This window comes from Dictyobacter sp. Z7_2, assembly GCF_057551105.1.
In genome coordinates this window covers 2,636,417-2,649,253 of the sequence record NZ_BAAJPE010000001.1, presented here as the reverse complement: position 1 = coordinate 2,649,253, position 12,837 = coordinate 2,636,417, and the positions used below count along the sequence as shown (strand labels likewise).

9 protein-coding genes are annotated in these 12,837 nt (G+C 44.9%); 7 read left to right on the top strand and 2 right to left on the bottom strand.

Features of this window, described 5'->3' with window-relative positions; all coding sequences use genetic code 11:
- Window positions 1–217 precede the first annotated feature (217 nt).
- From AC27N8_RS10565 to AC27N8_RS10535, 7 genes are all read left to right on the top strand, one after another.
- Window positions 218–673, top strand: a complete 456-nt coding sequence (locus AC27N8_RS10565; RefSeq protein WP_487066717.1) for a hypothetical protein — start codon at window positions 218–220, stop codon at window positions 671–673.
- Between the two features lies 1 nt (window position 674).
- Window positions 675–1,451, top strand: a complete 777-nt coding sequence (locus tag AC27N8_RS10560; RefSeq protein WP_487066715.1) for a glycosyltransferase family 2 protein — start codon at window positions 675–677, stop codon at window positions 1,449–1,451.
- Between the two features lie 25 nt (window positions 1,452–1,476).
- A complete protein-coding gene (locus tag AC27N8_RS10555; RefSeq protein ID WP_487066713.1) occupies window positions 1,477–3,756 on the top strand; it encodes a glycosyltransferase family 4 protein in 2,280 nt (759 codons plus the stop codon).
- Window positions 3,757–3,973: 217 nt separating this feature from the next.
- Window positions 3,974–6,079, top strand: coding sequence for a DUF2206 domain-containing protein (locus AC27N8_RS10550; RefSeq protein ID WP_487066711.1), 2,106 nt, complete (start codon window positions 3,974–3,976; stop codon window positions 6,077–6,079).
- Window positions 6,080–6,122: 43 nt separating this feature from the next.
- A complete protein-coding gene (locus AC27N8_RS10545) occupies window positions 6,123–7,289 on the top strand; it encodes a glycosyltransferase family 4 protein (protein ID WP_487066709.1) in 1,167 nt (388 codons plus the stop codon).
- Between the two features lie 51 nt (window positions 7,290–7,340).
- Window positions 7,341–8,552: a glycosyltransferase family 4 protein gene (locus AC27N8_RS10540; protein WP_487066707.1), complete on the top strand. Its 1,212-nt coding sequence runs from the start codon at window positions 7,341–7,343 to the stop codon at window positions 8,550–8,552.
- 3 nt (window positions 8,553–8,555) lie between these two features.
- On the top strand, window positions 8,556–9,518 hold the full coding sequence (locus AC27N8_RS10535; RefSeq protein WP_487066705.1) for a PIG-L family deacetylase: 963 nt from the start codon (window positions 8,556–8,558) through the stop codon (window positions 9,516–9,518).
- An 85-nt stretch (window positions 9,519–9,603) separates the two neighbouring features.
- Here the strand turns inward: AC27N8_RS10535 and AC27N8_RS10530 are convergent, their stop codons facing one another.
- Both AC27N8_RS10530 and AC27N8_RS10525 read right to left on the bottom strand, forming a co-directional pair.
- The gene (locus tag AC27N8_RS10530) at window positions 9,604–11,049 is read right to left on the bottom strand and encodes a cellulase family glycosylhydrolase (protein WP_487066703.1); all 1,446 of its coding nucleotides are present in this window, start codon (window positions 11,047–11,049) and stop codon (window positions 9,604–9,606) included.
- Window positions 11,043–12,554, bottom strand: a complete 1,512-nt coding sequence (locus AC27N8_RS10525; RefSeq protein ID WP_487066701.1) for an oligosaccharide flippase family protein — start codon at window positions 12,552–12,554, stop codon at window positions 11,043–11,045. Before AC27N8_RS10525 ends, AC27N8_RS10530 begins: the two co-directional genes overlap by 7 nt.
- Window positions 12,555–12,837: the final 283 nt, after the last annotated feature.

Here is a 12,837-nt window from a genome sequence, read left to right as displayed (position 1 = left end):
TTACATGTGTTACATAAATATTTGCGTTTATGACAATTTATTCATGTATTTAAATTCAGATTTATAGATATTGACATTCTAAACAAAAGATTGTATTCTTACACTTGTTAGCAGATTAGATAACATTCCAAGATATATATGCCTTAAATTTTAAGAGAATAATATATTGCTTTAATAAAAGCAGCGGGTAGTAGTGATCAGTAGTGGAGGCTTATTAATGCATCTGATAGCTAAGCAATTTTTTAGATTGATACCTGTAGTGGTGGGCGTGATCGTAGTAGTGAGTATGCTAATCCTCTCCAATTTGAACAGCGCATCGTTTAACAATCAACTCGCGATGCTTGATCTCATTCCCCAGCCAGACCAATTGACCGAACTTTATTTCGACAAGCACATCACTTTGCCAGTTTCCATGCCGCGCAACCATATCATACGCTTCGCCTTCATCATCCATAACGTAGAGACAACCGACTATCAGTATGTCTATACGGTTTCGACGAGTGCCAATGGTGTTCGACATATCGTCGATGGCGGACAGGTACGGGTCAAAAATAATCAATCCTATACAAAAGGCGAAGAATTTAAGCTTATAAATACTCCTGGAAGGCAAGATGTAATTGTTGAAATAACTAATAAAAGGCAGTCGATAGATTTTTGGATAGGGAATAAATGATATGAAGACAATTACTGTGATTATACCGGCGTTAAACGAAGAAGAGGGCATCGGTTCCGTTCTCAGAGAGATACCTGTCACTACGCTGCTGGAGATGGGTTATAAGACCGAAGTCATGGTTATCGATAATGGTTCTAAAGATAAAACACGCTATATAGCCAGGCAAAATGGTGCGACAGTTATCATCCAGCCGGTGCGAGGTTACGGAAATGCCTATAAAGCGGGCTTTGCGAACGCATCTGGCGATATCATAGCCACAGGCGACGCAGATCTTACGTATCCCTTTGAGGATCTCCCCGCCATCATCCAAAAAATGGAACGGGACAACCTGGATTTTATTAATACCAATAGATTGAAATATGTTAACTCAGAAGTGATGACATCAAGCCATATCTTTGGCAACAAGGTGCTCACAAAAATCATCAAGCTGCTCTTTGACTTCCCCTTTGTGGATTCCCAGTCCGGTATGTGGATCTTCCGCAGAACGATCTGGGATGAGCTGGATGTGCGCTCATCAGGAATGCCGTTCTCCCAGGAGATCAAGATTGAGGCCCATATGCGCGGTTTCAAGTGTGCTGAAGTGCCCATCAACTATCGCATTCGCTCAGGAGATACCAAGCTCAGTACATTCAAAGATGGATCAAAAGTGATCCTCCAGATCTTCCACAAAAAGTTTTCTACCATCTTTTCCAATCCGAGCCGCGTAAATGCACTTGCCATCAGAGAAACAATCCTGGTCGCCAACGAAAAAGAAAAGCAGTCGGCTATCAAATATTGATCGCGTATTAGAGGAACGTATAAGGATGAAAATATTAATCGTCACGCATTATTTCCAGCCGCATATTGGTGGCATAGAAATTATTGCGTATAACCAGGCCAAAGAATTGGTAGCCAGAGGTCATCAGGTCACGATTATCAGCAGTAAGTTTCAGCATGAGAAAACATTGGAAGAGAGCGAAGGCATCCGCATAGTACGGGTGCCCGCATGGAATGTGTTGGAGAACGCATGCGGCGTTCCCTATCCTCTCTTCTCGCCTCGTTTACTGCTCACGATGAAGAGAGAGGTTAAGCGGCACGACATCGTGCATGCGCATGGCGCTTTATATATGGGATCTGTCTGCGGCGCTTTCTATGCAAAGATGCATGGAAAGCCATTCATTCTTACGGAACATGTTGGCTTTGTGAGCTATAAAAACATCATCATTCATCTACTTGAAAAACTCGCATTTCATACAGCTGGCATATATAGCATCCATGCCAGCTCCGCCACAATAGTATATAACTCACACGTAAACGCACTAATAAAACAATACAAAAAAGAAGTCTACTATCTCCCCAATGGCGTAGATTTTAAGTTATTCCATCAGCCAACAGTCCCAGAAAGACAGGCCATTCGCGAACGTTATGCCATACCTCAGGATAAATTTATCGTCCTGTTCGTGGGCAGGTTTGTATCAAAAAAAGGATTTGATGTTCTTTATCAGGCCAAAGATCCTGCCTATCTGCTCGTGTTTGTGGGTGGAGGAAGTACTCCAGCCTCTATCCAGGCGGATAGCTCGATAAGAATCATAGAGCCATTGCCACAAGAAGAGCTAGCTCAGCTCTATCAAGCCAGCGACGCCTTCATTCTTCCCTCCTATGGCGAAGGATTCCCTCTGGCCATCCAGGAAGCGATGGCGACCGGGCTCCCCATTATTACCAGTAAACAGAATAATCTTGACCAGATACTTGATAGTCCGCTGATCAGCTACGTAGATATTACAGCAGAAGCGATAAAATCTGCCATCAAAACAATACAAAGCAATCGCGCCCTTCAGAAAGAGATGGGCGAATACTCAAGCACCATAGCCAGAAAGCATTTCTCATGGGAGAGAATGACGACCGCGTTATTGGAGTTGTACGATCAAAGCCTGACCCGCCTCACCAATCATAAAGAGGCAACATCCTGCGCTGACAGAGGCAATGAACCAACTATCGTGCAGATCACATCCTATTACCCACCGCATCTGGGCGGGATGGAGAATGTCGCAGCACAGATCTCAGAGAGATTTATAGACAAAGGGTATGAATTATCAGTCTACACATCCGACCGAGGCTATTCCTGGCAAAATGTGGTGAGCACAAAAGTGCCAGTTCACTACCTGAAATCCATCGAATTTGCACACACCCCAATTATATTCAGCCTGTTTTTTCGGCTGCTGACTCTTCCGCGTCATGCGCTGATCCATCTGCATATCGCGCAAGCCTTCGCGCCAGAGGTCGTCTACTTGATAGCCAAAATCAAAGGGATACCCTATATCGCGCATATCCACCTCGATGTCAATCCTTCTGGTCCTCTAGGCTTTCTGCTTGAAACCTATAAGCGCGTCTTCCTCAAAAGAGTGCTGAGGTCGGCCGCCAAGGTCATTTGCCTATCCGAAGCGCAAAAGCAACTGATCGCCGCAAAGTATGTACTCCCATTAGCATCGCTGGTAGTGATCCCCAATGGAGTAGCCGAGACGTACTTCGTCGAGAAAAAAAGGTCAGAAGATAACGTTCCACATCTTCTATTCGTAGGCCGACTGGTCGTGCAGAAGAACCTATCGCTGCTGATTGAAGCCGTGTCGCAAATGCACACGAGCGTCTTTTTGGACATCGTAGGAGAAGGAGAATTGAGAAAAAATATCGAGGCACTAATCCGGAAATATAAGCTAAAAAATGTCCAGTTACATGGAAAAAAGACAGGGGCAGATCTGATTGCCCTGTATGAGGCAGCAGATATATTCGTACTGCCCTCCTTAAAAGAAGGTGTCTCGCTCTCGATGTTGGAAGCGTTAGCAGCTGGTCTTCCAGTTGTAGCTTCCGATGCCCCTGAAATACGAGATATTCTGGGCGAATGTGGCATCCTGATTCAAAATCCTACCGCCGCGAATTATGCCAGGGCTCTTGATGAACTTTTATCCAATACCGCTAAAATGGATACCCTGAGTACTTTATCCGTACAAAAAGCACGCGATTATTCATGGACGAGCGTGCTGAATTCAATAGAAGATGTGTATAAAGAAGTAGCCACTCCGTTAGATTACATGGAGAAAGCGCGTTAAAATTATGATAATCGGTAAAAAAGCCCTGTTTTCTCTCTTACTAGGATGGGACATTCTCACGAATGTCCTTGAGCTTACACATATTACTTTTCTACATATAGCACTACTTTTTTCATGCTGTACCTGTCTACTATTGCCAGGACTACTCATTTCACTGATTATACGTATGAAGAGACTCTCCCTTTGGGAGCATCTCTTCATTGTCGTAGGGCTTAGCGTGGCTTTTTTGGAAGTAGATGGGCTGCTGATAAATATCCTGTTGCCAGTATTCGGCATAAATGATCCACTTCTCTTTCAAAACATTGCCATAGGTTTTAACATCTCTCTCTTGCTTCTTTTTCTATGTGCCTGGCTCAGAAGCAGGCCATTCACAATTCAGATAGCAAAACAAATCTATCTGCCCGAACGCTCGGTACTCGAACGCTGGTTGTATCTCCTCCCACTCTTCTTCCCTCTGCTGGCGACATTAGGAGCGATCATGCTTAACAACGGTGGCAGCAATATCCTGACGCTGATTCTCCTGGGAGCCATCGCCAGCTATAGCCTGCTCCTGATACTCTTGCGCCATAAAATAGCCAGTGATCTCTTTCCATATGCTATTTTTTTTATCAGCTTATCCATGCTATTTACCACTTCTCTCCGTAGCTGGTATATATCAGGCCATGATATCGAAAGGGAGTTCTATATCTTTCAATTGACAAATGCACATCATCTATGGAAAATGGCCTTTTTTCAGGACCCTTACAATGCTTGCCTGAGTATTACGATCCTACCGACAATGCTCACGAATCTCTTAGGCATCCAGGACATGTACATTTATAAAGTCATCTTTCAAATACTCTTTGCGACTTCACCAGTCCTCGTATTCTTCATACTCAGAAACTATACGACTCCGGTGCTGGCATTTTTATCCACATTCTTTTTTATCTCGTTCCCGACATTTTTCAATGACATGCCGATGCTTAATCGTCAGGAGATAGGTTTTCTTTTCTTTGGCCTGGCGCTATATATGATGCTCACTCCTACACTCCCTTTAGGAATGCGCAGACTTCTGTTTATTATTTTCGCACTGAGCACGATCATCTCTCATTATTCGACCAACTTTGTGTTACTGGCATTGATAGCATTCGTCTATCTCTTCACGTTCGTTGGCACACGACCTGTAGTGAAAAACAGCCTGACCTGGCTATCCCTAAAGTCCCACATCAAGTTAAAAAATGCGTTTCCTCAGCAAGTTTTTCTCAGTCTGCCACTACTGATAATTCTCTTTACAGCAACCTATCTCTGGAATACCGTCTATACAAATTCATCAACGCATACCGGCTCGGTCCTCATACAAGTTGTAGATGGCCTATTCGTGCAATCCAGCAACGATACAAAATCAGGCGACCTCTCCTATAGTATCTTCGCTGCGACCAAAACTGATCCCAATCAGCAACTACAAGAGTATATTCAAAGCGTCGTCAAAGCGGGCAATACCGTACAAGCAAAGACCAGTCAATTTTACAATAAAGCCATCACAGATAAATATCCAACCAACCCTCTCCCACAAGAGCAGCTACCACCAACGCCAGTGGGAAAATGGTTAACGTCCCTTCATATCCCAGTATTCGACATTCAGGCAGAACTACGCTCGCTATCGGCTGCTTTCATGCAGATCTTTATCTGCATTGGTCTGTGCGCAATCTTATTTATAAAAAATAAGAAATCGTTTGATCTAGCATATCTGTTGCTCTGCCTGGGCTCCCTCTTGCTGCTACTACTTATCACCATACTGCCCGCGTTATCAGTAGAATATGGAATACTACGTATGCTTCAGCAGCTGCTTTTTGTGCTTTCTTTGCCGATTGTGCTTGGTCTGGAGGCTGTCTTATTCTTTGTGAAAGAACAAAAAAGGGTGATTTTTTCTGCGCTCATCGCCATCTTCTTCTTTTTAAACTTGACAGGATTCATTTCGCATCTGACCGGCGACTACTATCCTCAAATGACATTGGACAATGCCGGTTTGTATTACGATGCTTACTACGTTCATACATCGGATATTTTTGCCATGGATTGGCTCGCAAAAAATGATCCCAGTCATCAAAATGTTGAAGCCGATTTAGCCGGAAACAATAAACTACTGACGTATGCACATATAGCCGCAGCAAGTGACATTTTTCCACCCGTGATCCAGAAAGATGCCTACGTGTATATGGAGGTGACAAGCAATCGAGAAATTGCGATTAGCACAAATATTCTCACCTATAACTCTGCCAAAGCATTCTTAGATGCGAATAAAAACCTTATTTACAGTAACGGGAAAAACAATATTTATAAATGATCATATCCTGATTTCTACTCACATAATAATGGAGACTCAAAACATGAAAATATGCCTCGTGACCCCTTACTTCGCACCGGAACGCGGAGGCGTTGAGACGTACACTCTTCAGCTAGGTACACACCTACGAGATACATACAAGCATGACATCTTCATCGTCACGACCGGACGCAGTCCAGTTGCGCTCTACGTTGAGGAGAGAGCCGGCTTTAAGACATACACGTTGCCGACAAGCATGAGACTGTCCAACACGCCTGTAAGCCTCGGCTGGCGGAGAGCGTTAAATCAGATCTTCACAAACGAGCAGCCTGATATTATCAATGCGCACACGCCCGTTCCTTTCCTAGCAGACACGGCTGAACGTGCACACGGGAACATCCCTTTTGTATTGACTGTCCACAACGACATCGAGAAATCTACCCTCCCTGGCAGACTACTCGCAGGAGCTTACTATCTGCTGCTCGGGAGCAAGACACTTGAACGTAGCGACCGTATTGTTGCGACGTCCGACTTTTATGTAGATACATCACATCGATTACGTGCTCAGCGCTCAAAGTTGAGTATTGTCCCATGCGGCGTCGATACAGATCTGTTTCATCCCCACCCTCATGAGAAGAAAACCGTGCACACAGATCAAAAAGATAGGCGGATAGTCCTCTTCGTCGGGACGATGGATACAACGCATGCCCATAAAGGACTCGACATACTTATCCGTACGCTGGCGCTCCTGAAAGATCGCTATCCGAACATCCTGCTACTGGCCGTGGGTAAAGGGGATGCGATTCCCAGCTACCAAAAATTGGCCCATGATCTCGGCCTCCAGGATCACATCTTGTTCACCGGTCCAGTGGAAAATACCGAGCTGGCAGAATGCTATCGCTCGGCCGAGGTATGCGTTTTGCCATCCATCAATAGATCGGAGGGGCTAGGCCTGGTATTGATCGAGGCATCCGCCAGCCAGATCCCTGTAATCGGGACACGAGTAGGAGGCATTCCTTGTGCAGTCCTCGATAATCAGACCGGTTTACTGGTTCCACCAGCAAATGTTAAGGCACTGGCTGAAGCGCTGGAGCGCATCCTATCGGACACAGATTTTGCAACATTGCTGGGCGTCAACGGCCTTCGTCATGTCAGGGAGCACTTCACCTGGCATGCTGCTGCTGCTGCCATGAATACTGTACTTGAAGACACCATCAATCATCACAAATAACTATCGAAAGGGACATAAACAGTGAACATTCTCAGCCCAAATGAGCGTACGATGCATAATCATGAAGCCCCCAAAAAGATGCCCATGAAAGTATTGGAGATAATTAGCCTGGGATATGTGGCCGGTGGAGCGGAAAATATCGTCGTGCAAATTAAACCCTACTTATTGGATCACGGTCATCAGGTAAAAATCCTTGCCAGCGATATAGGAATCAAAAATAAACATCTCCAACACTTTAGCGATGCCACTTTTAAAAATATCGATCATACTGGTCCCCTAAAATTTTTCTTTTTCCTTTTTAATCCCTTCTCATTTTTCGCCGTACGCAAGATTTTGCAGACATATCAGCCAGACATCGTCCATCTACATACTATGAATCAGGTTACGCCATCAGTGCTCTTTTTACTGAGGAAGTATCCGACCGTCATGACGTTGCATGGACCCGAATCTTTTCTAAGGAACTTGTTGCTCTGGTTTCTCGCACCAGCACATTTTAAGCAGCATCTTTACAATCCAAAAGATCTGACCATCGCAGGGAAGTGCACCTACTTCTATCTCAATGCTATCCAGAAAGCGCTGTATATTCCTGGCCTCAAGAATGTTGATATCTTTCTTGCGCCCAGCAAATACATCCAGACCGTCGCTGAAGTCGATGTATCGCCACTCATCTACCTGCCAAATTTCATCGAGCTCAGGACATTCCATCCTATCACGCACAACTACAACCTGCTTTTCGTGGGGCGCTTAGAACAGGTAAAAGGGACAAAATTCTTAATCCAGGCTCTTCCCGCCATCATTCGCGCCTTTCCCCAAACGTCTCTGACCATTGTTGGAGACGGCTCCAACAAGATGGATCTGCTCGATCTAACCATACAACTGCACCTTGAGCAATATGTACACTTCACAGGATGGGTCAAGAATCAAGATCTGGATAGCTACTATCAAAAAGCGAGCGTTGTTGTTGTACCATCAATCTTTGCGGAAGCTTTCGGGATTGTGATCCTGGAAGCGATGAGCACGGGCAGGCCAGTCATTGCCACCCGAGTCGGAGGCATCCCAGAGATTATCGATGATGGCATCGATGGCTATCTCGTTGATCCTCACAACGCTGAACAAATCGCGGAGAGAACCATCGGACTCTTCACTAAAGAAGCATCATTGACAGAACTGGGCAAAAACGCACGCCAGAAGGCGGAAAAATTTGTGATAAACAAACACGTAGACGAGCTAGAAAAAGTCTATGCAATGATCAGGAGCAAGTAAAGTATGCTCAGACCAGACAGAAAAACGCTCAACATCGTTGCTCATCCCGATGATGACCTGCTCTTTCTCAGTCCAGACCTGCTCCATACCATCCAGGCGGGTGGTTCTGTACGCACAATCTTCCTTACGGCGGGCGATGCCGGTGCTGAAGCTGCCTATTGGCAATCCCGCGAAATCGGCATCCAGGCGGCTTATGCTCAGATGTGCGGAGTAGCTCCTGGCTGGACACACACGAATATCGCCAGTTCTGGACACTCGATCCCGCTTTTTACACTCGCCGAGCACTCGACTGTCTCTCTTATCTTTATGCGACTCCCCGACGGAAATCGCGATGGTCATGGATTTGCCGCCACTCATTATCAGAGCTTACAACAGCTCTGGACGGGGTCAATCTCGACTATTGATACCATCGATGGCCCATCCAGCTATAGTAAAGCGACATTGATCGAGACGCTCAGCGTATTTATCTCATCTTTTCAGCCCGATCACATACATACGCAAGATTATGTGGGAGTCTATGATGATGGAGATCACAGTGACCATCATTCTGTGGCCTATCTGGTCCAGGCAGCAGCGCAAGCGTATAAGCATCCCCATAACTTCGCAGGCTATCAAGGCTATACGACATCCTCTCTAAGCGCAAACGTCCGCGGGACAGACCTCACGGCCAAGCAAGACGCGTTTTACAGCTACGCGCACTATGATCAGGCCGTCGGACCGCTGCCAGCATTTCTACCGCAGTCTTGGAAAATGAACCTGCGCTTGCGCCGGCTGATATTTCTACTACGCTCATTGAGCGCACGTGCTCGCTACCGATTAAAATCGATCGGCTCCTTCCCGACACAAAAAAGAGTAACCTCGACAAAAGACGCCTCCAACGGCGACACAACGTTTATGCCCTGGCTCCAACGTCAATACACCGTGGACGTAAGATCCAGAGGAGATACTCCATTCCAGGAAGCTTAAGAAGATGAAATATCCTTTCGCTCACGATGCAAACGCTTCAAGGAACACGATTTTCCTTCTCTTCATATGTATCATGATCTTTCTACTATTGGATATTCAGCGTTATGGTATAATCTGGCGCGGCGGAGTTATCCTTTGTTGAATCAATAGTATTTACGACCGTGAGTTGAACTTCCCCTGTGCCAGTAGCCTGATAGACAGCATAGTATGTATCTGTTGTAGCATCATAATGGAAGGGCTCAGCCAACTGTAAGATGCCTGTTTGACTGAAGTGCACAGAGTATGTTCCACTATTATCGAGTTGAAGCTTCAGACCAAATCGATCTGACACATGCAGATTCTGTGTTGTTTGGTCACTGCTATTTTGCAGCAGGTAACTCTGTGAGTGAACGACCGTTGTGGTCTGAAGAGAGGCATTGGGCTTCCCTAAAGCGTACTCTTGCAGAATGTATGCCGCCGGAAAGAGGTAGTTCCCATTGTCCTTTACGATAGACCAGGCATCGGGATATTGATCGCGGCTATAGAAATTATAGGCTACAGCTCCCAGTATCTGAGGCTGATGCAGCTCTTTGAGCGCCTGATAGACACCTTGATAGATATTGGCCTGCAACTCTGGACTCCCAATAGTATTCTGATCACTCACAGCATCGCCATTGGCCTCCCCAAATTCCTCAATCAGGATCGGCTTTGTGGTCTGCAAGCCATTCTCGACCTGAGCAAGAAACTGTTTGGTCTTCAGATCAGCATTCACGCCCAGCCCCAAATTATCGCTATCCAGGTCGCCGTACATGTGGATAGCATAAAAGTCAACGATATTGGACAGCTTTTGGCCGCCAGCAAAGTCTGACCAGTTATAGTTGTTCAGATTGTACGGATCTGTTGAGGATTTACTCCCCGCCCACCATCCTACCGTTTGTTTCAGATCTGGATACTTTGTCTTAATCAGCGCATGCGCAGCCTCAAGCATGCTGATATTGGCAGCGGTGAGCAGAGGCTCATTCTTAATATCTACCGCATAGACGGCGGGATTAGAAAAAACGCCACTATCCAGATACTCCTGCACCAGATGCAGATAAACCGGCCGTATATCGGGAGTATGATAATCGCTGTCGTTACTGGCAACCTCAATCAGGATAATCGCCTTCATCCCCTTACTCTGCATCTTATCGAGCACTTGATTCCACTGCTCTGCCGTATAGATAGAATCCAGAGTATTATCAAAGCTGCGCTGGCCATTTGTGATGCGAATAAGATTCACTCCCAGATCAGCAGCAACATCTATCAGATCCTGACCCTTGCTATTGACGATATAGTGTTGTGACGCAGGCAAAATCTGACTCATATCCATATTTTCGCCATAAAAGTTGGGGGTGCTGTCCGCTGCGGAGGATAAGAAGGGATGAATATTCAGCAGCACGGACAGGCTGATATAAGGAGAGAGCATACATTCCGCAAGACAGACAAAGGCACAGATGCCACTTAGCCAGAGCAACAGAACTCTTTTGGTTCTTCTATCTGATCTTTTTAACATACAATACTTTTCCTCACCCGCACTCCAACATAGAAACTATATACGATAAAAAGACCGGCCAGTAACCCCGCGATGATCTGACTGATCAGCCATCCCCAACCGACACCGAGCAACTTGTGCGAGATAAAAGCATAGGATAAAAAGAGGGTGAGCAAGGCTACCAGAACATTTAAGACAACCAGCGTTTTTATCTGATGCTTCACATTCATGATCGCATTGGCAATCAGGAGCAGCGCAGTAAAAAGTGTAGATACGCTATAAAGCTGGAGAAATTGAAAAGCTTCAGAGGCATAGTTTTTACCAAAAAACTGCAACAAGATATTGCCTGCAAAAACAACGACGGCTGTCGCCGGGATAAGAATGATCGCAATTGTGACCGTCGCTTTCCTGACATGTTGTTTGAGTTCGGCTTCATTATAAGAGCCTTCTGTGAGCAATGCCTGACAAGTAGCAATGGGAATGACCAACAAGAGGCTTTGAATCATCGAAGCAATGTAATAATACGCCGCATATCTGGCAGATAATACATTTAATATGATAATTGGTAACACAAGCGATGGCATATTAAACATAAAGCTGACAAGGTAGTTAGCAAAGGAATAGGAGAGAGTCTCTTTCAATAATGCAATATGCACTACCATTGAGGGCCTGATTTTAAAATGAAACACAAGTACGGCCAGACTAAATAATACGCCGAACGCGAACGCCGTGGCCGTCGATGCAAAGACACCATAGGCACCAAATGCGACCAGTATAAAGGGGATAACAATTTTGAAGATACTGATAAGCGTGTTTTTTATGAGTATATTTCCAGCTGCTCTGAAAGCCATAAAGATGCTTTCCACTAACATATTCCAGGAATAAAAAATCACAAAAAGCATGAATGAAATCATATAGAAAAGATTGGACTGCAAGAAGAGTAATTGTGGTGAGAATAAACGTAATCCCAGCAAAAAGACCAGCGACACGAGAAACGTAATCAATGTGACAACTACAAATGAAGAATTAATTAATTCATTTTTGTGCGGAGATTTGGGAAGATACCTATTTAGGCTGGAATTTAAACCCATCACCGTAAAGCTATTTAACAATGTCATCAGAGAGATAAGAGCTGTCGCTACCCCCACATCTTCCGTCTTATACAGTCGCGTCACAATGATCCAGAAGAAAAAGCCTAAGCCTCCCAATATAAACGTGCTCGCCATAGTAAAAAGCGAATTCCGATAGAGGGGATCAGTCATCGCCAGCAGGCAGAAATTTTTAAACCACAGTTGAGTAAATTTTCTGCGCCGGTATGTTGTATCTTCAATCACGGGTAGCGCCGCCGTGATAACCTGGAAAATCAAAGGATCTTCGTTGAGATACAAGCGCTCCAGGCGCGTCTTTTTAAGCGTTCGCGGTATCGTAGAGATTCTTGCTGGCGGTGTGCCTGGGATATCTGGCAGGAGTGGCATCTGTGCGCTTGAAAGGGGCAAATCAAAATGTTTATTACTATCTATCTTCATACATCCTCAACCTGATCCACAAATCTTCCAGAAAACATACGCGTAGAGATCGAAGAAATTTTTATTTAACACGATGCAGCAATCTACTACATTTAGATTACTCACCGCTCCAATACTCAGAGAAATCTCTCGCAGCTATTTTCAAATTTATGCATTAGTACATAACAGGCAATAGTATAACACATTCATAGATAAAAATACAATACTCATTAATTACACAATATTCCCTTGTATAATTTTTATACATAAAATACACCAAAAGAGCAGGCGAGCAGATTAAGGA